21 protein-coding genes are annotated in these 24860 nt (G+C 64.7%); 14 read left to right on the top strand and 7 right to left on the bottom strand.

The window, feature by feature from the left end; all coding sequences use genetic code 11:
• Positions 1-31 precede the first annotated feature (31 nt).
• Positions 32-457 carry a DUF2269 domain-containing protein gene (locus IAE40_RS07530; protein ID WP_054891127.1) on the top strand — a complete coding sequence of 142 codons (426 nt, stop codon included), beginning with the start codon at positions 32-34 and terminating at the stop codon, positions 455-457.
• A 52-nt stretch (positions 458-509) separates the two neighbouring features.
• Here IAE40_RS07530 and IAE40_RS07525 read toward each other — a convergent pair whose 3' ends face one another.
• On the bottom strand, positions 510-1166 hold the full coding sequence (locus tag IAE40_RS07525; protein ID WP_054891128.1) for an HAD family hydrolase: 657 nt from the start codon (positions 1164-1166) through the stop codon (positions 510-512).
• A gap of 144 nt (positions 1167-1310) precedes the next feature.
• On the opposite strand from IAE40_RS07525, the gene IAE40_RS07520 reads away from it, so the two are divergent.
• Together IAE40_RS07520 and ptsP are read left to right on the top strand one after the other, a co-directional pair.
• The gene (locus IAE40_RS07520) at positions 1311-1790 is read left to right on the top strand and encodes an RNA pyrophosphohydrolase (protein ID WP_029614755.1); all 480 of its coding nucleotides are present in this window, start codon (positions 1311-1313) and stop codon (positions 1788-1790) included.
• A gap of 22 nt (positions 1791-1812) precedes the next feature.
• A complete protein-coding gene (gene ptsP, locus IAE40_RS07515; protein WP_054891129.1) occupies positions 1813-4086 on the top strand; it encodes a phosphoenolpyruvate--protein phosphotransferase in 2274 nt (757 codons plus the stop codon).
• A gap of 48 nt (positions 4087-4134) precedes the next feature.
• On the opposite strand, the gene IAE40_RS07510 is transcribed toward ptsP, so the two are convergent.
• Positions 4135-4884 carry an NRDE family protein gene (locus tag IAE40_RS07510; protein WP_065863989.1) on the bottom strand — a complete coding sequence of 250 codons (750 nt, stop codon included), beginning with the start codon at positions 4882-4884 and terminating at the stop codon, positions 4135-4137.
• Between the two features lie 130 nt (positions 4885-5014).
• On the opposite strand from IAE40_RS07510, the gene IAE40_RS07505 reads away from it, so the two are divergent.
• From IAE40_RS07505 to IAE40_RS07495, 3 genes are read left to right on the top strand one after another with little or no spacing between them, the layout of a single operon-like run.
• The gene (locus tag IAE40_RS07505; RefSeq protein ID WP_200602940.1) at positions 5015-5797 is read left to right on the top strand and encodes a sulfite exporter TauE/SafE family protein; all 783 of its coding nucleotides are present in this window, start codon (positions 5015-5017) and stop codon (positions 5795-5797) included.
• A gap of 10 nt (positions 5798-5807) precedes the next feature.
• Positions 5808-6617 (top strand): prolipoprotein diacylglyceryl transferase, encoded by an 810-nt coding sequence (gene lgt, locus IAE40_RS07500; protein ID WP_054891132.1) that lies wholly within the window; start codon positions 5808-5810, stop codon positions 6615-6617.
• 50 nt (positions 6618-6667) lie between these two features.
• The gene (locus IAE40_RS07495) at positions 6668-7639 is read left to right on the top strand and encodes a thymidylate synthase (protein ID WP_153774841.1); all 972 of its coding nucleotides are present in this window, start codon (positions 6668-6670) and stop codon (positions 7637-7639) included.
• An 83-nt stretch (positions 7640-7722) separates the two neighbouring features.
• Here IAE40_RS07495 and cadR read toward each other — a convergent pair whose 3' ends face one another.
• Positions 7723-8166, bottom strand: coding sequence for a cadmium resistance transcriptional regulator CadR (gene cadR, locus IAE40_RS07490; protein WP_054891134.1), 444 nt, complete (start codon positions 8164-8166; stop codon positions 7723-7725).
• A gap of 98 nt (positions 8167-8264) precedes the next feature.
• Here cadR and IAE40_RS07485 point away from each other — a divergent pair, with 98 nt between their 5' ends.
• The 6 genes from IAE40_RS07485 to IAE40_RS07460 all read left to right on the top strand — a co-directional run bounded on the left by IAE40_RS07485 (position 8265) and on the right by IAE40_RS07460 (position 16019).
• Positions 8265-10535, top strand: a complete 2271-nt coding sequence (locus IAE40_RS07485) for a heavy metal translocating P-type ATPase (RefSeq protein ID WP_200602939.1) — start codon at positions 8265-8267, stop codon at positions 10533-10535.
• A 9-nt stretch (positions 10536-10544) separates the two neighbouring features.
• On the top strand, positions 10545-11414 hold the full coding sequence (locus tag IAE40_RS07480) for a LysR family transcriptional regulator (protein WP_054891136.1): 870 nt from the start codon (positions 10545-10547) through the stop codon (positions 11412-11414).
• Between the two features lie 167 nt (positions 11415-11581).
• Positions 11582-12640 carry a putative 2-aminoethylphosphonate ABC transporter ATP-binding protein gene (locus tag IAE40_RS07475; RefSeq protein WP_153774844.1) on the top strand — a complete coding sequence of 353 codons (1059 nt, stop codon included), beginning with the start codon at positions 11582-11584 and terminating at the stop codon, positions 12638-12640.
• Position 12641: 1 nt separating this feature from the next.
• Entirely contained in the window at positions 12642-14366 is a 1725-nt protein-coding gene (locus tag IAE40_RS07470) for a putative 2-aminoethylphosphonate ABC transporter permease subunit (protein WP_200602938.1), read from the top strand.
• A gap of 30 nt (positions 14367-14396) precedes the next feature.
• Positions 14397-15419, top strand: a complete 1023-nt coding sequence (locus IAE40_RS07465) for a putative 2-aminoethylphosphonate ABC transporter substrate-binding protein (RefSeq protein ID WP_125931169.1) — start codon at positions 14397-14399, stop codon at positions 15417-15419.
• A 51-nt stretch (positions 15420-15470) separates the two neighbouring features.
• Positions 15471-16019 carry a phosphonate degradation HD-domain oxygenase gene (locus tag IAE40_RS07460; protein WP_200602937.1) on the top strand — a complete coding sequence of 183 codons (549 nt, stop codon included), beginning with the start codon at positions 15471-15473 and terminating at the stop codon, positions 16017-16019.
• 132 nt (positions 16020-16151) lie between these two features.
• Here the strand turns inward: IAE40_RS07460 and IAE40_RS07455 are convergent, their stop codons facing one another.
• Both IAE40_RS07455 and IAE40_RS07450 read right to left on the bottom strand, forming a co-directional pair.
• Entirely contained in the window at positions 16152-17516 is a 1365-nt protein-coding gene (locus tag IAE40_RS07455; RefSeq protein WP_200602936.1) for a GTPase/DUF3482 domain-containing protein, read from the bottom strand.
• Positions 17509-18900 carry a DUF2868 domain-containing protein gene (locus IAE40_RS07450; protein ID WP_197890478.1) on the bottom strand — a complete coding sequence of 464 codons (1392 nt, stop codon included), beginning with the start codon at positions 18898-18900 and terminating at the stop codon, positions 17509-17511. The genes IAE40_RS07455 and IAE40_RS07450 overlap by 8 nt, the downstream gene beginning before the upstream one ends.
• Before the next feature lie 54 nt (positions 18901-18954).
• Between IAE40_RS07450 and IAE40_RS07445 the strand changes: the two genes are divergently transcribed.
• Positions 18955-19470 (top strand): dihydrofolate reductase, encoded by a 516-nt coding sequence (locus IAE40_RS07445; RefSeq protein ID WP_197890476.1) that lies wholly within the window; start codon positions 18955-18957, stop codon positions 19468-19470.
• Between the two features lie 192 nt (positions 19471-19662).
• Here IAE40_RS07445 and IAE40_RS07440 read toward each other — a convergent pair whose 3' ends face one another.
• Positions 19663-21054 carry an L-cystine transporter gene (locus tag IAE40_RS07440; RefSeq protein WP_153773265.1) on the bottom strand — a complete coding sequence of 464 codons (1392 nt, stop codon included), beginning with the start codon at positions 21052-21054 and terminating at the stop codon, positions 19663-19665.
• Positions 21055-21297: 243 nt separating this feature from the next.
• On the opposite strand from IAE40_RS07440, the gene IAE40_RS07435 reads away from it, so the two are divergent.
• The gene (locus IAE40_RS07435; RefSeq protein WP_200602949.1) at positions 21298-22353 is read left to right on the top strand and encodes a haloacid dehalogenase-like hydrolase; all 1056 of its coding nucleotides are present in this window, start codon (positions 21298-21300) and stop codon (positions 22351-22353) included.
• 196 nt (positions 22354-22549) lie between these two features.
• On the opposite strand, the gene ilvD is transcribed toward IAE40_RS07435, so the two are convergent.
• On the bottom strand, positions 22550-24391 hold the full coding sequence (gene ilvD / locus IAE40_RS07430) for a dihydroxy-acid dehydratase (protein WP_054891146.1): 1842 nt from the start codon (positions 24389-24391) through the stop codon (positions 22550-22552).
• Positions 24392-24860 lie beyond the last annotated feature (469 nt).

Below are 24860 nucleotides of genomic sequence, written 5' to 3'. Positions count from 1 at the left end.
CCGAAAAAAGTCTTTCGAGGACCCGCACGCGATGGAACACCTGACCACCCTCAAGACCCTGCACATCCTCGCCACCGTACTGTTGATCCTCGGTGCGCTGGGTCTGGCGATCTGGACCTTGCGTGCCCGCCGGCAGGGTGATGCCGAGGCCTACGCCAAACTGCTGCGTCGGCCGCTGGTGTTCGTCTGGCTGGTGATGGGGCTGTGCCTGCTGAGCATGCCGTTCACCGGCTGGTGGCTGGTGCACCTGGTAGGCTGGCCGTTGGGCCAGACCTGGGTGCTGGCCTCCAGCATCCTCTATACCCTGGGCGCTTTCGCCGTGTGGTGGCTGCTGGTGCGGCTGAACCGCCTGCGCAAGGCCGAGCCTGCCGGGCTGCGCCTGACCCTGGCGCTGGCGGTGTTCAGTGGGGTGTGCTTCCTGTCGATTGCAGGATTGATGGGGGCCAAGCCGGTCTGATGCGTCTGCGGGGCCCTTTTCACGGGTGGAACCAGGAAAGGGCCCCGCGATCTCAATCGCGCAACGAAATCACCGGCCATCCGCGCCGCTCGGCCTCTTCACGCAGTTTCGGATCCGGGTCCACCGCCACCGGGTGCGTCACCTGCTCCAGCAACGGCAGATCATTCAGCGAATCGCTGTAGAAGTAGCTGTCTTGCAGATCGTAGCCGTTCTCCAGCATCCAGCGCTTCAGGCGCGTCACCTTGCCTTCACGGAAACACGGTATATCGGTGCTACGCCCGGTATAGCGCTCGCCATCACGCTCGCATTCGGTGGCCAGCAGGGTGCGCACGCCCAGGCGGCGGGCGATGGGCGCAGTGACGAAGCGGTTGGTGGCGGTGATGATCACCAGTTTGTCGCCAGCCTCGCGGTGCTGCTGCAGCAGGGCGAGGGCCTTGGGCAGGATGATCGGCTCGATGCAGTCGCGCATGAATTCGCGGTGCCATTGGTCGAGCTGGGCAGGTTCGGTGGCGGCGAAGATCTCCATCGAGAACGCCAGGTAGGCCTGCAGGTCCAGGGTGCCGTTGAGGTAATCCTGATAGAAGGCGTCGTTGCGTTGCTTGTAGGCGATGGGGTCGAGGATGCCCCGTTCACACAGGTAGTCACCCCAGGCGTGATCGCTGTCACCGCCGAGGAGGGTATTGTCCAGGTCGAATAAAGCCAGGCGCATGGGTTTTCTCGCAGAAGCCTCCGGGAAGAAGTCCCGCAGAATACGGAGTTTTCACCTCGCTGCACATAAGCTATGGCGGGTGCGTTGCTGCGCTCGCAAGCTTTGTGGAACAATGCGGTGACATGCGTTTTCGAGGTTGCTGCCGTGATCGACCCGGATGGTTTTCGCCCCAATGTCGGGATCATTCTCACGAATGATGCCGGGCAGGTGCTATGGGCTCGGCGGATCAACCAGGATGCCTGGCAGTTTCCACAGGGTGGTATCAACCCTGACGAAACCCCAGAGGATGCCCTGTACCGCGAGCTGAACGAAGAAGTTGGCCTGGAACGCGAGGATGTGGAAATTCTTGCCTGCACTCGAGGCTGGTTGCGTTATCGTTTACCCCAGCGCCTGGTCCGTACGCACAGCCAGCCGCTGTGCATCGGCCAGAAGCAGAAGTGGTTCCTGCTGCGGCTGGTGAGCAACGAACAGCGGGTGCGGATGGACCTGACCGGAAAACCGGAATTCGATGGCTGGCGCTGGGTCAGCTACTGGTATCCGCTGGGTCAGGTGGTGACATTCAAGCGCGAGGTGTATCGCCGCGCCCTGAAAGAGCTAGCCCCGCGCCTGTTGACGCGCGACTGACGACGGAGTCCGACCCCGAGCCATGCTCAATACGCTGCGCAAGATCGTCCAGGAAGTGAACTCCGCCAAAGATCTCAAGACGGCGTTGGGTATCATTGTCTTGCGCGTCAAGGAGGCCATGGGCAGCCAGGTATGCTCGGTCTATCTGCTCGACCCGGAGACCAACCGTTTCGTGCTGATGGCCACCGAAGGCCTGAACAAGCGCTCGATCGGCAAGGTCAGCATGGCCCCGAACGAAGGCCTGGTCGGCCTGGTCGGCACCCGTGAAGAGCCGCTGAACCTCGAGAATGCTGCGGATCACCCGCGCTATCGCTACTTCGCCGAAACCGGCGAGGAACGCTTCGCCTCCTTCCTTGGTGCCCCCATCATCCACCACCGTCGCGTGGTCGGGGTACTGGTCATCCAGCAGAAGGAGCGGCGCCAGTTCGATGAAGGCGAAGAAGCCTTCCTCGTGACCATGAGCGCCCAGCTCGCCGGGGTTATCGCCCACGCCGAGGCTACCGGCTCGATACGCGGCCTGGGCCGCCAGGGCAAGGGTATCCAGGAAGCACGCTTCGTTGGCGTGCCGGGCTCGCCAGGCGCTGCCGTCGGCCGCGCGGTGGTCATGCTGCCCCCCGCTGACCTCGAAGTGGTTCCGGACAAGACCGTCGAAGACATCGACGGCGAACTCAAGCTCTTCAACAACGCCCTCGAAGGGGTGCGCGCCGACATGCGCAAGCTGTCGGCGAAGCTTGCGACCCAGCTGCGCCCCGAAGAGCGTGCGCTGTTCGATGTGTACCTGATGATGCTCGAGGATGCCGCCCTGGGTGGCGAAGTGGCCGAGGTCATCAAGACTGGCCAGTGGGCCCAGGGCGCGCTGCGCCAGGTGGTCGGCGAGCACGTCAGCCGCTTCGAGCTGATGGATGACGATTACCTGCGCGAGCGCGCCTCGGACGTCAAGGATCTCGGCCGCCGCCTGCTGGCCTACCTGCAGGAGGCTCGATCGCAGACGCTGGTCTACCCCGACAACACCATTCTGGTCAGCGAGGAGCTGACCCCGGCGATGCTCGGCGAAGTGCCGGAAGGCAAGCTGGTCGGCCTGGTGTCGGTATTGGGCTCGGGCAACTCCCACGTGGCGATCCTGGCGCGAGCCATGGGTATCCCGACGGTGATGGGCCTGGTCGACCTGCCGTATTCGAAGGTCGATGGCATCGAGATGATTCTCGACGGCTACAAGGGCGAGGCCTATACCAACCCCAGCGACGTACTGCGCAAGCAGTACAGCGACGTGGTCGAGGAAGAGCGCCAGTTGGCCCAGGGGCTCGATGCCCTGCGCGAGCTGCCGTGCGTCACCCCCGATGGCCACCGCATGCCGCTGTGGGTCAACACCGGCCTGCTCGCCGACGTGGCCCGGGCCCAGCAGCGTGGCGCCGAGGGCGTGGGCCTGTACCGCACCGAAGTGCCTTTCATGATCAACCAGCGCTTCCCCAGCGAAAAGGAACAGCTGGCGATCTACCGCGAGCAGTTGGCGGCCTTCCATCCGCTGCCGGTGACCATGCGCACGCTGGACATCGGCGGCGACAAGGCGCTGTCCTACTTCCCGATCAAGGAAGAAAACCCCTTCCTCGGCTGGCGCGGTATTCGCGTCACCCTCGACCACCCGGAAATCTTCCTGGTGCAGACCCGCGCCATGCTCAAGGCCAGCGAGGGGCTGAACAACCTGCGTATCCTGCTGCCGATGATCTCCGGCATCCACGAGCTGGAAGAGGCGTTGCACCTGATCCACCGCGCCTGGGGCGAAGTGCGTGACGAAGGCACCGACGTGCCGATGCCCCCGGTTGGCGTGATGGTGGAGATTCCGGCGGCCGTTTACCAGACCAAGGAACTGGCGCGTCAGGTCGACTTCCTCTCGGTCGGCTCCAACGACCTCACGCAGTACCTGCTGGCGGTCGATCGCAACAACCCGCGGGTCGCCGATCTGTACGACTACCTCCATCCGGCGGTGCTGCAAGCCTTGCAGACCGTGGTGCGCGACGCCCACGCCGAAGGCAAGCCGGTGAGTATCTGCGGCGAGATGGCCGGTGATCCGGCAGCGGCGATCCTGCTCATGGCCATGGGCTTCGACAGCCTGTCGATGAACGCCACCAACCTGCCGAAGGTGAAGTGGATGCTGCGTCAGATCAACATGAGCAAGGCCCGTGAGCTCCTGACCGAAGCCATGACCCATGACAACCCGCAGGTTATCCACAGCTCGCTGCAACTGGCGCTGAAGAACCTTGGGCTGGCGCGGATGATCGGGCCGAACAAGAGCCTTTGATCGTTTACAGGCCTCTTCGCGGACTTGCTCGCGAAGAGGCCTGAAAAGTCATACGAGGTTCAGTTCCACTTCCCCCAGATGCCCGCCAAAGGGCCCGAAACTGCGCTCGATCATCCGCCTTCTGCCCTGATCATCCACGATCAGCACGGTACTCGCCCGTGTCCCGTAATTCTGGCTGGCAATGAACACGCTCGACAGCAGCCGCTCGGTCGCCAACCCTACGCCGGTCTCCGGCAACTCAGCGTCCTGTGCTGGCGCAGCATCGGCCAGCAGCGCCAGTAGCTGCTGCGGGTCTGCCGATTCGAGCACCTCGCCCAGCGCCGAGCGCGCTTTCACCAGTTTCGGCCACGGCGTGTCCAGCCCGGCGTTGGATAGCCCGTAAATGCCAGGTGGTAGAAGTCGTGGCGCCGGGTCTCGGGCGTGCAGATAGCCCAGCCGCTCGCCATCGCCCACCAGCAGGTTGAACCCCGAGTACTGCGCACTGCGGCTGGCGACCTGATCCAGATACGCTTCCACGCCCAGTTCGCCCTGCAGGAAGGCGGCCACCAGTTCCCCGCGCGAACGCGGCCCGAGCGGCTGGCGAGGGTCGCGGATATTGGTCAGCGCCGCGAAGCGCCCGCCGGGGCCTATGCCCAGCCAGCTGCCACCGGCTTCGAGGTCGCGCCCGGCATGCACGCCCGGGGCATCCTCCCAGGTGGCCAGCGCCTGGGTGGGGCGGGCGTAGAACTCGTCGCGGTTGGCCGCGACGATCAGCGGCAGGGCGTGCCCCGGCCGCCAGGCGAATACGATCAGGCACATGGGTTGGCCTCAGTGTTTTGTGCCACTCTAACCACAGCCTGGTTGCACTGCCATCACCTGACACAGAGTTCACTAGAGGCGCAGCCCCGGCTTCCGTTACCATGCCGGATCGTATTCACAGGGTCTGCGAATGGAATTCGTGCTCTATCTGCTGTTGGGCGCTTGCGCCGGCGTACTGGCCGGGCTCTTTGGCGTGGGCGGCGGCATCATCATCGTGCCGGTGCTGGTATTCAGCTTCACCCTGCAGGGCTTCGATGCCTCGATCCTCACGCACCTGGCGGTCGGGACTTCGCTGGCGACCATCGTCTTCACCTCGATCAACGCCGTGCTGGAACACCACCGCAAGGGGGCCGTACAGTGGCCGGTGTTCCTGTGGATGACCGTTGGCATCCTCATCGGCGCGGGCATTGGCGCCAAGACCGCTTCGTTGATCCAGGGGCCGATGCTGCAGAGGATCATCGGCGTGTTCGCCCTGCTGGTATCGCTGCAGATGGCCCTTGACCTCAGGCCCAAGGCCAGCCGTGGCATCCCCGGCAAGCCTGGGTTGATCGCTGCCGGTGGGGTGATCGGCTGGGCCTCGGCGATCTTCGGTATTGGCGGCGGCTCGCTCACGGTACCTTTTCTCACCTGGCGCAGCCTGCCCATGCAGAAGGCCGTGGCCACCTCGTCGGCCTGCGGCTTGCCTATCGCCCTGGCCAGTGCCCTGAGTTTCATGATCCTGGGCTGGAACGAAACTCACCTGCCCGCGCACAGTCTGGGCTATGTCTATCTCCCCGCGCTGGTCGGCATTGCCGTCACCAGCATGTTTTTCGCCCGCTTCGGCGCGCGTCTGGCGCACAAGCTGTCGCCGCGCCTGCTCAAGCGCCTGTTTGCCGCGCTGCTGTTCTGCGTCGGCCTCAGCTTTTTGATCTAGAGGAACCACCATGCTGCCTTACCCGCAGATCGACCCCGTGGCCGTGGCCCTCGGGCCGCTGAAAATCCACTGGTACGGCTTGATGTACCTGATCGGCATCGGCGGTGCCTGGCTGCTCGCCTCGCGCCGGTTGAATCGCTTCGACCCGACCTGGAACCGCGAGAAGCTCTCCGACCTGGTGTTCTGGCTGTCGATGGGCGTGATCGTCGGCGGGCGCTTGGGTTACGTGCTGTTCTACGACCTGCACCAGTACCTGGCCAACCCGACGCTGATCTTCGAGGTGTGGAAAGGCGGCATGTCGTTCCACGGCGGTTTCATCGGCGTGATGCTGGCGGCACTGTGGTTCGGCAAGCGCAACAACAAGTCGTTCTTCGAGCTGATGGACTTCGTCGCACCGCTGGTGCCGATCGGCCTGGGTGCCGGGCGTATCGGCAACTTCATCAATGCCGAGCTGTGGGGCAAGCCGACCGACGTGCCATGGGCGATGATCTTCCCGCCGTTCAGCGATCCGGCGCAGTTGCCCCGTCACCCTTCGCAGCTGTACCAGTTCGCACTGGAGGGTGTGGCGCTGTTCCTGATCCTCTGGCTGTTCTCGCGCAAACCACGCCCGACCATGGCGGTTTCCGGCATGTTCGCGCTGTTCTACGGGATCTTCCGCTTCATCGTCGAGTTCGTCCGCGTGCCGGACGCACAGCTGGGTTACCTGGCGTGGGGCTGGCTGACCATGGGTCAGATTCTCTGCATACCGATGATCGTCGCTGGCCTCGCCTTGATCTGGTGGGCTTATAATCGCAAACCCACGGCGACACCCGCCCACTGATAATTCCACGGCAGGGGCGATCCCCCTGCCGTGCTTGCCACAGGTAGGCCATGAAACAGTATCTAGACCTGGTTCGCGACGTCATCGAGAACGGCACGCTGCAGGGCAACCGCACCGGTATCCGCACCATCAGCCTGCCGGGCGCCATGTTGCGCTTCGACCTGCAGAAGGGTTTTCCGGCCATCACCACGCGCAAGCTGGCGTTCAAGTCGGCGATCGGCGAGATGGTCGGTTTCTTGCGCGGCGTGAAGAATGCCGGCGAGTTTCGCGACCTTGGCTGCAAGGTCTGGGACCAGAACGCCAACGAGAATGCCCAATGGCTGGCCAACCCCTTCCGTCAGGGCCATGACGACCTCGGCGAGATCTACGGCGTGCAATGGCGCCAGTGGCCAGGCTACAAGCGCATCCCGCTGAGCAACCCGGCCGCCATTGAAATGGCGGAAAAAGCCGGTTTCCGCCAGATCGCCAAGGACGAGGAAGACGGCCAGGCATTCGTCATCCTCTACAAAGCCATCGACCAGGTGCGCCAGTGCCTGGACACCATCGCCAACGACCCGGGCAGCCGACGCATCCTGTTCCACGGCTGGAATTGCGCCCAGCTCGACGAGATGGCGCTGCCGCCCTGCCACCTGCTGTACCAGTTCCACCCCAATGTCGAGACGAAGGAAATCTCCCTCACGCTCTACATTCGCTCCAACGACCTGGGCCTGGGCACGCCGTTCAACCTCACCGAAGGTGCGGCGCTGCTGTCGCTGTTCGGGCGCCTGACCGGCTACACCCCGCGCTGGTTCACCTACTTCATCGGCGATGCCCATGTGTACGAGAACCATCTGGACATGCTCAACGAGCAGCTCAAGCGCGAGCCGCTGGAGGCGCCGAAGCTGGTGATCAGCGACCGTGTGCCGGCGTTTGCCGAGACCGGTGTGTATGAGCCTGAGTGGCTGGAAAAGATCGAGCCGAGTGATTTCTGGCTGGAAGGGTATGAGCATCATGCGCCTATGACGGCGCCGATGGCGGTCTGACTCAGAACCGCGTCGTTCTTTTCGCGGGCAAGTTGGAGCGCCGAACCGACGCTCCGACTTGCCCGCGAAGGTCTTTACCGGCCTCAATGCCCGTGGCTACGCCCCACATGCGAATGCTCGGTCTCCGGCACCGACACTGCGCCATTGACCTCCAACTGCTGCAAAATCGCGCACTCATCCCCCTGCGCATTGCACTGCCTGCGTAACTCCACCAGCTGCGTCTGCAGCGCCATCAAGCCGTCGATCCTCGCCTGTACATGCTCGATATGCTCGTCGATCAGCGCATTGACGCTGCCGCACGCACCTTCGGGGGTATCGCGCAGACGCAGCAGGCTGCGGATTTCGTCGAGTGTCATGTCCAGGGTTCGGCAGTTGCGAATGAAGGTCAGACGCTCCACATGGGCCTGGGTGTACAGGCGGTAGTTGCCGTCGGTGCGGGCGGGTTCGGGCAGCAATTGCTCGCGCTCGTAGTAGCGGATGGTTTCCACGGCGCAGTCGGTGGCCTTGGCCAGTTCTCCGATCTTCATGACGAAATCTCCTGGGATCGCTTGACCCTATAGTGGCTACAGGGTGTTCACTTGGCAACAACCCCCCGTCAGTGGGCACTCTCCATCAGGGCGAACCTATGAACCAGCCTGTCAGTCACGACCACAAGCACGATCATGATCATGGCCACGATCACGGCCATGATCATGGCGCCAAGTCTTCCTGCCACGACACCCAGGCCCATAGCTGCTGTGCCAGCAAAGCGGCGCCGGCCTTCGTGCAACTGACCGAAAAGGCCAGTGACCAGGCGCGTCTCAGCCGTTTTCGCATCGAAGCGATGGACTGCCCGACCGAGCAGACCCTGATCCAGGACAAGCTGGGAAAGCTCGCTGGTATCGAGCAGCTGGAATTCAACCTGATCAACCGCATTCTCGGCGTGCGCCACACTCTCGACGGCACCGCGCAGATCGAGCGCGCCATCGACAGCCTTGGCATGAAGGCCGAGCCGCTGGCTGCAGACGATGATGGCAGTGCCAATGCCCCTGCCGCCCACAAGACCCGGTGGTGGCCATTGGCGTTGTCGGGTCTTGCGGCGATTGGCGCCGAAATCGTGCACTTCTCCGAACTGGCGCCGGAGTGGGTGGTGGCCCTGCTGGCACTGGCCGCCATCCTCGGCTGCGGTCTGGGCACCTACAAGAAGGGCTGGATTGCGCTCAAGAACCGTAACCTGAACATCAACGCACTGATGAGCATCGCCGTGACCGGTGCCGTGCTGATCGGCCAGTGGCCGGAAGCGGCGATGGTCATGGTGTTGTTCACCATCGCCGAACTGATCGAGGCGCGCTCGCTGGACCGTGCGCGCAACGCCATCAGCGGCCTGATGCAGCTGACGCCAGACATGGCCACCGTGCAGCAGGCGGATGGCCAGTGGCGCGAGGTCGAGGTGCGCGAGGTGGCCATCGGTGCGCGAGTGCGGGTGCGCCCGGGCGAGCGTATCGGCCTGGATGGCGAGGTCGTCAGCGGGCAATCGAGCGTCGATCAGGCGCCGATCACCGGCGAAAGCCTGCCTGTCGAGAAGGCGCTGGGCGACAAGCTCTTCGCAGGCACCATCAACCAGGCCGGTGCGCTTGAGTACCGCGTCACCGCCGCAGCCGGGCAATCGACCCTGGCGCGCATCATCAAGGCAGTGGAAGAAGCGCAAGGCGCACGAGCACCGACCCAGCGCTTCGTCGACCAGTTCTCCCGCATCTACACCCCCGCCGTGTTCGCCGTGGCCCTGGCCGTGGCGATCATCCCGCCGCTGTTCATGGCCGGTGCCTGGTTCGACTGGGTCTACCGCGCCCTGGTGCTGCTGGTGGTGGCCTGCCCATGTGCGCTGGTGATCTCGACCCCGGTGACCATCGTCAGCGGCCTTGCCGCCGCGGCGCGCAAGGGCATCCTGATCAAGGGTGGTGTCTATCTCGAGGGCGGGCGCAAGCTGGACTTCCTGGCCCTGGACAAGACCGGCACCATCACCCACGGCAAGCCGGTGCAGACCGACTTCAAGGTGCTCGAGCCGTTGTTCGAAGGTCGGGCCCAGGCGCTGGCTGCAAGCCTCGGCGAGCGTTCCGACCACCCGGTATCGCGTGCAATCGCCCAACATGCCCGGGAGCAGGGCATTGCCCTCGCAGAGGTAGCGGAGTTTGCAGCACTGGCCGGGCGCGGGGTGCGCGGCGAGATCGACGGCCAGGCCTATCACCTGGGCAACCATCGTCTGGTCGAGGAGCTGGGCCTGTGCTCGCCGGAACTCGAGGCCGAGCTCGATGTGCTTGAGCGCCAGGGCAAGACCGTGGTGTTGCTGCTCGATCGCTCCGGCCCGCTGGCGCTGTTCGCCGTGGCCGATACCGTGAAGGACAGCAGTCGCCAGGCCATCGCCGAGCTGCATGAGCTGGGGATCAAGACCGTCATGCTGACCGGCGACAACCCGCACACCGCCCAGGCCATCGCCGCTCAGGTGGGTATCGATCGTGCCGAGGGCAACCTGCTGCCTGCCGACAAGCTCAAGACCATCGAAGATCTCTACGCTCAAGGCCACCGCGTGGGCATGGTCGGTGACGGCATCAACGACGCGCCGGCCCTGGCCCGCGCCGAGATTGGCTTCGCCATGGCGGCGGCCGGCACCGATACCGCCATCGAAACTGCCGATGTGGCGCTGATGGACGACGACTTGCGCAAAATCCCGGCGTTCGTCAGGCTGTCGCGCCAGAGCGCTACGATTCTCATCCAGAACATTGTCCTGGCACTGGGGGTCAAGGCGATATTCCTGGCCATCACCTTTGCCGGCATGGCCACCCTGTGGATGGCGGTGTTCGCCGACATGGGCGTGAGTCTGCTGGTGGTGTTCAACGGCTTGCGCCTGTTGCGCAAATAACGAGGTGCCATGCTCGGTTCGGAGCTCAAAGCCTTCTACATGGTGGCCCGCCTGGGCAGCATCACGCTGGCGGCGAAGAAGCTTGGGCTCAGCCAGCCCACGGTGACCACGCAGATCCGCAACCTGGAGAGCCAGTACGCGGTCGAGCTGTTCTATCGGGGCGGCCGACGCCTGGTGCTGAGCGAGGAGGGCGCCAGGCTCCTGCCGCGGGTCAAGGCCTTGTTGCAGCAAGAAGCGGACATCGAGTTCGAACTGCGCAACAGTGGCCAGGCCCAGGGCAGCCTGCGTGTCGCCGCTACCGCGCCGTATTACATTCTCGACCTGGTGAAGGTGTTCCGTGAACGCCTGCCTCAGGTCGAGGTGGCGGTGGAGATCGGCAACTCGCAACAGGTGCTGGAGATGCTCGAGGAGTACCGGGTGGATATCGCCGGCTCGTCGCAGTTGGTCGAGGATGCGCGCCTTGTGCGCCGGGTGCTGGGCAGCGATCCGCTGGTCGTGGCCGTGCACCGTAGCCATCCCCTGGCGCAGCGCCAGGCGGTGGGCATCGAAGCCCTCTGCGGGCATTGCCTGTTGATGCGCGAGCCGGGTTCGACCACGCGCAAGCTGACCGAGCAGATGATGCAGGAGGCCGGGGTGAAGGCTGGTGCGCTGCTGGAAATCGGCAGCCGCGAGTCGATCCGCGAAGCGGTGCTGCGCAATATCGGCATCAGTGTCATTGCCCGCCATGAAGTGCCGCTGACCCCGGAGCTGCGGGTGCTGGCGCTGGAGGGTGCGCCGCTGATGCACGAGTACCTGTATTGCCTGAAGGAGCGGCGCCAGGCGCGCTTGCCGGCGGCGTTTCTCGGGGTGGCGCAGGAAGTGGCGGGGGCTCGGTTCTAGATTTCCTGTGGCTTGCCCGCGAAACAGACACCGCGGTGCCATGTCCGTGTTCCCAGGCTCTCAACCAAAATCCGCCAATGCCACTATCACCCACTTTGCCCTGATCGCCACAGAACCTTCGCACAGCCTTCCTAGCATGGCCCTCATCTCTTCGATGAGGCCCAGCCATGAACCACGCAACCCCGGGCGCACACATGAACGTGCGCGGTATCCACAAGCGTTTCGGCGTGTTCACCGCGCTGAACGACGTGTCCCTGGACATCGCCGCTGGCGAGCTGGTCTGCCTGCTCGGCCCCTCCGGCTGCGGCAAGACCACCCTGCTGCGCTGTATCGCCGGCCTCGAACGCCAGGACCGGGGCTCGCTGTACATCGGTGAGCGGGATATCTCCGAGCTGCCGCCCCAGGCCCGTGATTACGGCATCCTGTTCCAGTCCTATGCCCTGTTCCCCAACCTCACCGTCGAGGCCAATATCGCCTATGGCCTGACGGGCGGCAGCCGCGAGCAGTCGCGTCAGCGGGTCGCCGAAATGCTCGAGTTGGTTGGCCTGGCCGGTAGCGAAAAGAAATATCCCAGCCAGCTCTCCGGTGGCCAGCAACAGCGCGTTGCCCTGGCTCGTGCCTTGGCGCCATCGCCATCGGTGCTGTTGCTCGACGAGCCGATGTCGGCGCTGGATGCGCGGGTGCGCGAGCACTTGTGTACCGAGCTGCGCCAACTGCAGCGCAAGCTGGGCATCACCACCTTGATGGTTACCCACAATCAGGACGAGGCCATGCTGATGGCCGACCGCATCGCGGTGATGAACAACGGGCAGGTCGAGCAGTACGCCTCTCCGCAGGATATCTACGACCGGCCTGCCACACCGTTCGTTGCCGAGTTCGTCGGCCAGGGCAACTGGCTGCCGTTCCAGCGCCATGACGACAGCCACGCCCAGGTGGGCAGCATGAGCATGCGCCTGGCGCCGGGGGCGGTGAGTGCGCGCAGTGGCCGGCTGTTCTGCCGTCCGGAGGCGATCACGGTCAACCCGGTGGTGCACGAGGAGAACCTGTTCCCGGCCAAGGTGCGTGAGCTCACCTTTCTTGGCAACCGCTGCCGCATGAGCTTCGAGCTCAAGGCCTTGCCGGGGCACGCGTTGCTCGCGGAGCTGGCGCCCGAAGCCATGCCGCGCCTGGGCTCGCAGGATATCTGGGTGGCCCTGCCACCGCAGAGCCTGCAGGTGTTCGCCTGAGATGGCCGCGTCCATGAGCGTATCGGTGAGCGCCGCCAAGGCCGTACCACGCAGTGGCGTCGCCCTGGGTGATCGATTGTTCGTCGTCGGCGGCAAGAGCCTGCTGTTGCTTCTGCTGTTGCTGGCCGTGCTGATGCCGCTGCTGGCCATCTTCTGGCGTGGTTTCAGCGGCGAGGCGGGCCAGGGCGGTGGCCTGCAGGCGGCCGCCGAGCTGTTTGCCAGCGACAACTTTCGCTGGCTGCTCGGCAACAGCCTGGCGGTGGCCTTCAGCGTAGCGCTGATCGTCGTGCCACTGGCCTACTTGTTCGCCTATGCCCTGCAACGCACGCTGATTCCGGCCAAGGGCCTATGGCGCGGGATTTCACTGCTGCCGCTACTGGCGCCGTCGATGCTGCCGGCCATTGCGCTGGTCTACCTGTTCGGTAACCAGGGCCTGCTGCGCGGGCTGCTGAGCGACAACATCTACGGGTTCTGGGGGATCGTGCTTGGCGAAGCGATCTACACCTTCCCGCATGCCTTGATGATCCTGCTGTCAGCGCTGTCGCTGGCCGATGCACGGCTGTTCGACGCAGCCTCGAGCATGGGCGCCGGACCATGGCGGGTGTTTCGCAGCATTACCTGGCCGGCCACGCGCCAGGCGGTGTTCGCCGCGTTCTGCCTGGTGTTCACCCTGACCATTACTGACTTTGGCGTGCCGGTGGTGGTCGGTGGCGACTATCAGGTACTGGCGCTGGAGGCCTACAAGGCGGTGGTCGGCCAGCAGCAGTTCGGCCGTGGCGCCCTGATCGGCATGGTCCTGCTGGTGCCGGCGCTGCTCAGCTTCAGCGTCGATGCCTGGCTGCGCCGCCGCCAGGGCGAGGCGATGAGCGGGCGCGCGCAGGTATTCGAGCCCCAGCCTTCGCGTCGTCGCGATGCCTGCTTCCTGGCCATCGTGGTGCTGGTCTGCGCGGCGCTGCTGGGTGTGATCGGCATGGCGGTGTATTCGTCGCTGGTGACCTTCTGGCCCTATAACCTGACGCTTTCGTTCAAGCACTACCTGTTCGACGAGACCGCCGGTGGCGGCTGGCTGGCCTACCGCAACAGCGTGACCATGGCCCTGTGCTGCGCCGTGATCGGCAGTGTGGTGATCTTCACCGGCACCTACCTGATGGAGAAAACCCAAGGCCAGCGCCTGCTCAACCAAGCCTTGCGCCTGCTCAGCTTCGTGCCGATGGCGGTGCCAGGGCTCGTCCTGGGCCTGGGCTACGTGTTCTTCTTCAACCTCGCCGGTAACCCGTTGCATGTCTTCTACGGCAGCATGGCGCTGCTGGTGGTATGCACCATCGCCCACTACCTGACCACCGCCCAGATGACCGCAAGCACTGCGCTGCGCCAGCTCGATGGTGAGTTCGAGGCGGCTGCGCTGTCGCTCAAGGCGCCGCTGCACCGGCATTACCTGCGCGTCACCGTACCGATCTGCCTGCCTGCACTGCTGGATATCGTGCGCTACCTGTTCGTTTCCGGGATGACCACGGTGTCGGCAGCGATCTTCCTCTACAGCCCCGACACGATCCTGGCCGCCGTCGCCGTGCTGAACATGGACGATGCCGGTAACGTTGGCGGTGCTGCGGCGATGTCCACCCTGATCCTGCTCACCAGTGCCACGGCCTCGCTGCTGCTGGCGGGGGCTTCACGCGGCCTGTTGCGCCGTTCCCAGGCCTGGCGCCAGCGCGCGCCCAAATCCTGATCCGACTGTCCACCTCAAAGGAGCTGCCTCATGTTCAAGCCACTGGCCCTTGTTGCTGCCGTATCTGCCGTGTTCAGCCTGCAGGTCTCGGCGGCCGACACCCAGCTGACCGTCTACACCGCCCTGGAAGCCGAGCAGCTCAAGAGCTACAAGCAGGCCTTCGAGAAGGCCAACCCGGATATCGAGATCAAATGGGTGCGTGACTCCACCGGCATCATCACCGCCAAGCTGCTGGCCGAGAAGGATCGCCCGCAGGCTGACGCGGTGTGGGGCCTGGCGGCTTCGAGCCTGGCCATTCTCGATCAGAACGGCATGCTTGATGCCTACGCGCCGAAAGACCTGGGCAAGATCGCACCCAATTACCGCGACGCCGCCAACCCGCCAGCCTGGGTGGGGATGGACGTGTGGGCCGCGACGATCTGCTTCAACACCATCGAGGCCGAGAAGCAGGGCCTGAGCAAGCCCGTGAGTTGGCAGGACCTGACCAAGCCTGAGTACAAGGGCAAGATCGTCATGCCCAACCCGGCCTCCTCCGGCACCGGCTTCCTCGATGTCAGCGCCTGGCTGCAGACGTTCGGCGAACCGCAGGGCTGGGCCTACATGGATGCCCTGCACCAGAACATCGGCCAGTACGTTCATTCCGGCTCCAAGCCCTGCAAGTTGGCGGCGGCGGGCGAGTTCCCGATCGGCATCTCGTTCGAGTACCCGGCCGTACAGCTCAAGCGCCAGGGCGCGCCGCTGGACATCGTGCTGCCCAAAGAAGGGCTCGGCTGGGAAATCGAGGCCACCGCGGTGATCAAGGGCACGCCTAAGGCCGATGCCGCGCGACGCCTGGCCGATTTCTCGGCGAGCCCTGCGGCCATGGAGCTGTACAAGGAGAACTTCGCCGTACTCGCCGCGCCTGGGATTGCCAAGCCGCAGACAGAGCTGCCTGCCGACTACGAGCAACGCCTGATCAAGAACGACTTTGCCTGGGCGTCGAAGCACCGCGACCAGATCCTGGCCGAGTGGCGCAAGCGCTACGACGGCAAGTCGGAGAAGGCGGCGCAGTAAGTCGAACGACATTCAGCAGGTCTATCCTCACCACACCAGGACCCTACCGCGATGCCGACCCCAGCCCAGATCATCGACAACACCTTCGCCTTGTATGAACGCCACGGCGCCGACGACTACATCGGCGAAGCCATCACCCAGATCGAGCACATGTCCCAGGCTGCGCAACTGGCCATGGCCGAGGGCTTCGACGACGAGGTGGTGCTCGCTGCGTTCTTCCACGATATCGGCCACCTGTGCGGCGGCGACGCCAGCATGGGCGGTTATGGTGTGGTCAGCCATGAGCGTATCGGCGCCGAGTACCTGCGCCGTTGCGGCTTCGGCGAACGCATGGCGCGTTTGGTGGAGTTCCACGTCGAGGCCAAGCGCTACCTGACCTTGCGCAAGCCGGGATACTGCGAACGACTGAGCGAGGCGAGTCGGCGCACCTTGGGTTACCAGGGGGGCGTGATGAGCGATGCCGAGGCCGATGCCTTCGAGCGTGATCCGCTGTTTGCGGTGAGCCTGCGCATGCGTGAGTGGGATGAGATGGCCAAGGAAGTCGGGATGCCGGTGCTGGATATGGCGGTGCTGAAGGCGAAGGCGTTGGCCTTGATCTGAGATTGGTGCACTCGTTAGCGCGTAGGAGCGGGCTTGCCCGCGAAGCAGGCGATGCGATGGTGAATGACACCGGCTTTGCCGGTGTTCGCTGGCAAGTCGGAGCGCCGAACCGCCGCTTCTACACGGAGAGCCTCAGATCTGTGACACCAACGCCTCGAGCTGCTCCAGGCGCTCGGCCTGGTTCAACCGTGCGCCCGGATTGAGCGTGGACCACTGCGGATGCGCCCGCGCCTTGCTCAACGCCTCCGGCAATCTGCCCTCGCGCCAGGCCTTTTCATCCAGCTCGCCCAGCCGCACCCTCTCCTGTGCTGCATGGCCACGGCTGTCCAGCGCCAGCATCAGTTGCTGTTGCCGCAGCGCCAGCAGACGCAGCACGCTGTCATCCACGGTCAGTTCACGCTGGCCCTTGAGTTTGCCCAGCAACCGCGATCCATAATTGCGGGCGGTTTGTAGGGCGCCTCCGGCAATGGCACCCGCCAGCGCGGCAGCGCCGAGGGTCAGGCCACCGACCAGCAGATCGACACCCGCACCGGCCGCGGCTCCGGCGGCGACACCGCTGCCCAGGCGTACGCCCAGCAGCTTCAGGGTCTCGGGGTTGAACAGGTCATCGCCCCAGCGACCGTCCAGCAACGGCAGGTCGCCGGCATTGGCGTCTTCACGACGGAAGGCATAGAGCTTGAGCAGCGCCTCGACACAGCGCTGCTCACGTTGTCGAACATCCTGACGCAGCGCCTCGATGGCCTTGGCTTCAGCGGCAGGCTCTGCCTCGACGCTGCGCCGACAGGCGGCGCAGTCCAGCAGCAGCTCAGCGATCAGGCGTTTGCCGCTGTGCTGGCGGGCCAGGCGCTGGGCCTGCTGGTCGTCGATCAAGCGCTGCAAGGCGGGGCGCGATGTCTCCAGCAGCAGGGCGAGGCTCTCGTAGAGGCGTCGCTCGCCGTCCTCGGGCGGGGCCACGCTGTCGAACCGCACCAGCGCGTGCAGCCCCAGGCGGGCCAGGGCTTCGCGCCATTCTGGCTCGCGGTGCTGGCTGCTGGCGACGAAGTTGAGCACGGGCAGCAGCGGCTTGCCGCAGCCGGCGAGTACCTCCAGCTCGTCGCGGTACTTGGCCAGTACCGGCTCGCGTGCATCGATCACATAGAGACCGGCATTGCTCGCCTGTAACTGACGCAGCACCTTGGCTTCCTGCTCGAAGCGCTGGCGCGCCTCGCTACCCTGGAGAAAGCGCTCCAGGCGGGCCGGGCCGTCAAGGCGTTCACCGGGGCGTTCCAGGCGCTCCAGATAGTCGAGCAGGGCAATGGCGTCTTCCAGGCCGGGGGTGTCGTAGAGCTCGAGCAAGGGCTCGCCGTCCACCGACAGCCGCGCGCCTTCGACATGGCGGGTGGTGCTGGGGCGATGGGAAACCTCACCAAAGCCGACATCGCGGGTGAGGGTGCGCAGCAGCGAGGTCTTGCCGACGTTGGTATGGCCGACCACGGCCAGCTTGAGCGGATCAGTCATGGCCATGCTCCAGCCAGGTCAGGGGCGAGGTGTCGGCGTGGTGCAGGCCAAGGCGGTCGAGGGCTTCGTGCCAGTCGCCCAGGCGAGCGGCGTCGAGTGCCTGGCCGGGCAGGGCCTGGAGCAACCAGATGCGCGTGGCGCCTGCGTTGCGCGCGAGCTCGGCGAGCAACGCCAGGCTGCCACGGTCAGGCGAGCGGCGCGGGTCGCAGGCGATGGCCAGGCGCGCCGGTGGGAAGCGGCTGAGTTGTTCGAGCAGTTTGTTGCGTGATTCGCGGCTGTCGAGCACGCCTGCGTTGGTCACCGTGCGCGGCAGCGTGGGCGGCCAGGCGCGCTGGTCATCCAGCTCCAGGCCTACCAGCAGGGCGCCGCTGCTGCCAGTTTCCAGTTGGCCGGCCTCGAACTGTGGCAGGTGCTCGGGGGCGGCGTCCTGTACACCGATGCGCTCGCTGCGCGGCATCAGCGCGTCACGCAGTTGTGCATGGCCTGGCAGGCTGAGATCCAGGGCCAGTTGCCTGCGGCCCTGGCGCCAGCGCCACAGGCACAGGGTCGCCAGCAGCAGGCGGGGCAGCAGGCCGTACACCAGCACCACGCCGAGCAGCCAACTGGCCCAGGCCTGGCGGGCGATGTCCAGGCTCGGCAGGGTCGCGCCGCTGGCGCGGATCATGCTCTCGTCGGGAATGCTGAAGCCCAGCAGCGAGGGCAGGGCGCCGAGGGCGTTGGTCAGGGCGATGAAGGGTTCGGCCGCGAGCAGGGTGGTCTCCCAGACAAAGCCGTAGCGCCGGGTCGCCAGCAGCGCCAGCAGCATGCCCAGCGCCGCGCTCATCGCCAGCAGCCACAGGCCATGTACCAGCAGGCCGAGCAGCCAGCGATTGAGGCGCTTGCGCTGCAGCAGCACCAGCAGGGCGGGGGCCAGGTGCACGGCCTTGGCATCTCGGGCGAAGCGTTCGCTGAGCCACAGCCAGAGGCGGCCCAGGGTTGCGCCCTGCTCACCTGCGAAGAAGAAGCCCAGGGCCCAGCCGACCAGCAACACCAGGTTCAGGCCCAGCAGGCTGCCCAGCGCCCAGAACACATTCACCGGGCGTTGGCCGTCACCCAGCGCCGCAAGGCCGAGGCCGGCGCCGCTGAGCACGGCGACGATCATCAGGGCCAGCAGGGCCAGGCGTGCACCCTGCTTCCAATGGCGCAAGGCCTGGGTCATGCCGTCGCGCTCGGCCAGCCACAGGGCGCGGTGCTCGATGCGTGCCGCCAGGTCGCCGCCCTGCTGGCGCGCGCGACGGTTGGCTTCCTGGTCTTCCAGGGGGCCGGCATGTTCTTCACGCAGCCGCACCGCTTCGGTGAGCCAGCGTTTGTCCAGTTCGGTCGGTGCAGTCACAAGGTCTTCCATTGCACGGGTCGAGGCCCAAGCATAACCCACGTGCCGAGTGCTATCCTCGCCGTCATGAACACATCACTTCCCCTCAGTCTGATCGCGGCACTCGCCGAGAACCGCGTGATCGGCATCGACAACTCCATGCCCTGGCACCTGCCGGGGGACTTCAAGTACTTCAAGGCCACCACCCTGGGCAAGCCGATCATCATGGGGCGCAAGACCTGGGATTCGCTCGGGCGACCACTGCCGGGGCGCTTGAACATCGTCGTCAGCCGCCAGCCCGGGTTGACGCTGGCGGGCGCCGAGGTGTTCGCCTCGCTGGACGCAGCGGTGGTGCGTGCCGAGCAGTGGGCGCGCGAGCAGGGGGTTGGTGAGCTGATGCTGATCGGCGGCGCGCAGCTCTACGGGCAGGCGCTGGAGAAGGGGCTGGTAAGCCGGATGTACCTGACGCGTGTGGAGCTGGCGCCTGAAGGGGATGCCTGGTTCCCGGCGTTCGACGCGGCGCAGTGGGCGCTGGCATCGACCGAGCGGCAGGTCGAGGAAGGCAAGCCGGTCTACCACTTCGAGGTGTGGGACAAGCGTTAGGCTCTGTCTGAAATGTATCTGCACTCGCCCATACTGCGTTGAAACGGGGCTCGGAAGGCTCATGTACTCCAGTACACTGCGCTTCCTCCCCCCGTTTCGCCTTGTCTGGCCTTCGCGCAGACACATTTCAGACAGACCCTAGAGCTTTTCCTGTGGAAGCGGGTTCGTCCGCTCCCACAGGGCAAGTGTTGCTCAGGAGTGACTCAGCTCGGCATGCTCGTCTCCGGCCAGCACTTGCTGGTCGGTCTGCTTGAGCAGTTGACTGGTCACCACGCCGGCAGTCATCGAGCCGTTCACGTTCAATGCAGTACGGCCCATGTCGATCAGCGGCTCGACCGAGATCAGCAGCGCCACCAGCTCGACCGGCAGGCCCATGGCCGGCAGCACGATCAGCGCGGCGAAGGTCGCGCCGCCACCGACCCCGGCAACCCCCGCCGAGCTCAGGGTGACGATGGCCACCAGGGTTGCGATCCACAGCGGATCAAAGGTGTCGATGCCCACGGCCGGCGCCACCATGACCGCCAGCATTGCCGGATACAGGCCGGCGCAGCCGTTCTGGCCGATGGTTGCGCCGAACGATGCGCTGAAGCTGGCGATCGACTGCGGTACGCCCAGGCGGCGAGTCTGCGCCTCGATGTTAAGCGGGATGCTGGCGGCGCTGGAGCGGCTGGTGAAGGCAAAGGTCAGCACCGGCCAGACTTTGCGGAAGAAGCGCAGCGGGCTGACGCCAGTGATCGCCAGGATCACCCCGTGCACCACGAACATCAGACCCAGGCCGATGTACGACACCACCACGAAGCTGCCCAGCTTGAGGATGTCATCAAGGTTCGAGCTGGCCACCACCTTGGTCATCAGCGCCAGGACGCCATAAGGCGTGAGCTTCATCACCAGGCGCACCAGACGCATGACCCAGGCCTGCAGCACGTCGATCGCCGACAGCGCGCGCTCGCCCTTGTCCTTGTCGTCCTTGATCAGTTGCAGGGCTGCAAGGCCCACGAACACGGCGAAGATCACTACGCTGATGATCGAGGTCGGTTTGGCCCGGGCCAGGTCGCCCACCGGGTTGCTGGGGATGAACGACAGCAGCAGTTGCGGGATGTTGAGATCGGCGACCTTGCCTGCGTAGTCGCTGTTGATGGCTTGCAGGCGTGCGGTTTCCTGGACGCCTGCGACCAGGCCCTCGGCGCTGAGGCCGAACAGGTTGGTCAGGGCGATGCCGATCAGTGCGGCGATGGCTGTGGTCAGCAGCAGCGTGCCGATGCTCAGCACGCTGATTCGGCCAAGGGCCGAGGCATTGTGCAGGCGTGCCACCGCGCTGAGGATCGAGGCAAAGATCAGCGGCATGACGATCATCTGCAGCAAGCCGACATAGCCGTTGCCGACCAGGTCGAGCCAGGCGATGGTTGCCCTGAGCACCGGATGGCCAGCGCCGTACAGGCTGTGCAGCACCAGCCCGAACAGGACGCCCAGCACCAGGCCAAGCAGCACTTTTTTCGCCAGGCTCCAGTCGGTACGGCGGGTTTGCGCCAGGCCCAGCAGCAGGGCCAGGAACGCCAGCAGGTTGAGGGAAAGCGGCAGGTTCATCGAAGCTCCGTGAAGCAAAAATAGGGATCGCCTCTGTGAGCGATTGCGAACGGAAATGCTAACAGTCTGAAAAGAAACGAATTTATATCTAAAGGTAATTTAGATAGTCGCTAATGGAATAACGCGCTGTCGCAGTTGGCAATGAACATGCCGTTTCGGGCTCTCTCGAGGTCGGTGCCAGACGTCTGCCTGTCATGCAGGCGGTCTAGGCTTCAGCGGCCATGTCTCTGGAGAACGCACATGATGTCTGCTCCGAAACTTCTCGCGGGCGGTCTCGCCCTGCTGCTCAGCGCCACCACCTGGGCGGCAACCGAACTCAAGCACTGGCCCGCCGAGGCCGCCAAACAGCTCGACACGATGATCGCTGCCAATGCCCACAAGGGTAACTACGCGGTCTTCGACATGGACAACACCAGCTATCGCTACGACCTCGAGGAAGCGCTGCTGCCGTTCATGGAGAACAAAGGCCTGCTGACTCGCGACAAGCTCGACCCTTCGTTGAAGCTGATCCCGTTCAAGGATACCGCCGAGCACAAGGAGAGCCTGTTCAGCTACTACTATCGCCTGTGCGAAATCGATGACATGGTCTGCTACCCCTGGGTGGCGCAGGTGTTCTCCGGTTTCACGCTCAAGGAACTGAAGGTTCAGGTCGATGAGCTGATGGCCTCGAACAAGCCTGTCCCCAGCACCTACTTCGAAGGTGATCAGGTCAAGACCATCGAGGTGCAGCCGCCGAAGGTCTTCACCGGCCAGGCCGAGCTGTACAACAAGCTGATGGAGAACGGCATCGAGGTCTATGTGATCTCGGCCGCGTCCGAGGAACTGGTGCGCATGGTCGCGTCCGATCCCAAGTACGGCTACAACGTCAAGCCGCAGAACGTGATCGGCGTCAGCCTGCTGCTCAAGGACCGCGCCAGCGGCAAGCTGACCACGGCGCGCAAGCAGATCAGCGAAGGCCACTACGATGCCAAGGCCAACGAGGGCCTGGAGTTGACGCCCTACCTGTGGACCCCGGCCACCTGGATGGCCGGCAAGCAGGCGGCCATCCTGACTTACATCGATGAGTGGAAGCGGCCAGTGCTGGTAGGCGGCGATACGCCAACCAGCGACGGCTACATGCAGTTCCATGGGGTCGACGTGGGCAAGGGCGGTATCCACCTGTGGATAAATCGCAAGGCCAAGTACATGGAACAGCTGAACGGAATGATCGCCAAGCATGCGGCGGCGCAAGCGAAGGAAGGGCTGCCGGTGACGGCGGACAAGAACTGGGTGATCGTGACGCCGGAGCAGATTCAGTAAGCGTTGGAGCTTCTGTGCCGGCCTTTTCGCGGGTAAACCCGCTCCCACAGGGGTCTCATAGTCTTCAAGGCTGCGCTGTATCTGTGGGAGCGGCGGTTCGGCGCTCCGACTTGCCCGCGAAGAGGCCGATACTTTTCCACAGTCATAAAAAAACCGGCGCTCAAGGCGCCGGTTTTTCATTCATGCCCTGAAAGCCTCACAGCCCGTCGAGCATCGCCTTGTTACGCACAGCACCCTTGTCGGCGCTGGTCGCCAGCAGGGCGTAGGCCTTCAGTGCAGTGGTCACCTTGCGAGGGCGCACTTCGGCAGGTTTCCAGCCCTTCTTGTCCTGCTCGACACGGCGTGCAGCCAACTCTTCGTCGCTGACCAGCAGGTTGATCGAGCGGTTCGGAATGTCGATCAGCACTTTGTCACCGTCCTTGACCAGGCCGATGGCACCGCCCGAGGCCGCTTCCGGCGAAGCGTGGCCGATCGACAGGCCCGAAGTGCCGCCGGAGAAGCGGCCGTCGGTGAGCAGGGCGCAGGCCTTGCCCAGGCCCTTGGACTTCAGGTACGAGGTCGGATAGAGCATTTCTTGCATGCCAGGGCCGCCTTTCGGGCCTTCGTAGCGGATGATCACGATGTCGCCGGCCTTCACTTCGTCGGCGAGGATGCCGCGCACGGCGCTGTCCTGGCTTTCGAAGATCTTCGCGGTGCCTTCGAACACGTGGATCGACTCGTCGACGCCTGCGGTCTTGACCACGCAACCGTCCAAGGCGATGTTGCCGTACAGCACGGCCAGGCCGCCTTCTTGCGAGTAGGCGTGTTCGAAGCTGCGGATGCAGCCGTTCTCGCGGTCGTCGTCGAGGGTTTCCCAACGGGTCGACTGGCTGAACGCGGTCTGGGTCGGGATACCGGCCGGGCCTGCCTTGAAGAAGGTGTGCACGGCTTCGTCATCGGTCTGGGTGATGTCCCACTTGGCGATGGCTTCTTCCATGCTGCGGCTGTGCACGGTCGGCAGGTCGGTGTGCAGCAGGCCGCCACGAGCCAGCGAGCCGAGGATGCTGAAGATACCGCCGGCGCGGTGGACGTCCTCCATGTGGTACTTCTGGATGTTCGGCGCCACCTTGCACAGCTGCGGCACCTTGCGCGACAGGCGATCGATGTCGCGCAGGTCGAAGTCGACCTCCGCCTCCTGGGCGGCAGCCAGCAGGTGCAGGATGGTGTTGGTCGAACCGCCCATGGCGATGTCGAGCATCATGGCGTTCTCGAACGCCTTGAAGTTGGCGATGTTGCGCGGCAGTACCGACTCGTCGTTCTCGCCGTAGTAGCGCTTGCACAGCTCGACGATGGTGCGTCCGGCGGTAAGGAACAGCTGCTCGCGGTCGGCGTGGGTGGCCAGGGTGGAGCCGTTGCCCGGCAGGGCGAGACCCAGGGCTTCGGTCAGGCAGTTCATCGAGTTGGCGGTGAACATGCCGGAGCACGAACCGCAGGTCGGGCAGGCGCTGCGCTCGTACTCGGCGACCTTTTCGTCACTGGCGGTCGAGTCGGCGGCGATGACCATGGCGTCGACCAGGTCCAGGCCGTGGCTGGCCAGCTTGGTCTTGCCGGCTTCCATCGGGCCGCCGGAAACGAAGATCACTGGAATGTTCAGGCGCAGGGCAGCCATCAGCATGCCGGGGGTGATCTTGTCGCAGTTGGAGATGCAGACGATGGCGTCGGCGCAGTGGGCGTTGACCATGTACTCGACGGCGTCGGCGATGATCTCGCGGCTCGGCAGCGAGTACAGCATGCCGTCGTGGCCCATGGCGATGCCGTCGTCGACGGCGATGGTGTTGAATTCCTTGGCCACGCCACCGGCGCGCTCGATCTCGCGGGCGACCAGCTGGCCCAGGTCCTTCAGGTGCACGTGGCCCGGAACGAACTGGGTGAACGAGTTGGCGATGGCGATGATCGGTTTCTTGAAGTCTTCGTCCTTCATCCCGGTGGCGCGCCACAGTGCGCGGGCACCCGCCATGTTGCGGCCCTGGGTGGAAGTCTTGGAACGATAATCAGGCATGAAGCACTCCTGGCGGCTTAATCAGGTCTCTGGAAAGGGGAGTGAGCTTCTCTTGTCCTTTGCGCCGAAGGCCGGTTGCCGCTGGCACGGATGGGGCCGAAGACAGCGCGGGATCGCCGCGTGCTTGGCCAGAGCTCATAAACCCGCCTGGGGATGTCTGGCGATGAATAGGCCGATTCTACACCGCTGGCGCGACGAGGGAATGACGATGTGTCTGGACGGTGCTTTTCGTCATTTGGGCAGGGTGATGTAGGACATCTCCCAAATGCCCTCCTGGCGGTATTTTCTGGATCTCGCTGCACCTATCATCCCCGCGCCGCATGTGCGGCTTCACGAGCCAAGCCCTCAATGGACCTTCCCAGTTTCAGTTCATCGCGAACCTGCAATCTGGCACTGAGCGAACCGTCGCCAGGGCATCCGGAGACTTGAGCCCGTGTGGCTGAGGTCTGCGGGCGCCTGCTTCGGCGCC

The sequence above is a fragment of the Pseudomonas sp. S44 genome (genome assembly GCF_016624805.1).
GTDB lineage: Bacteria > Pseudomonadota > Gammaproteobacteria > Pseudomonadales > Pseudomonadaceae > Aquipseudomonas > Aquipseudomonas machongensis.
Note: the sequence above shows the minus strand (reverse complement) of the source record. Positions and strands in the feature narration are given on the sequence as shown.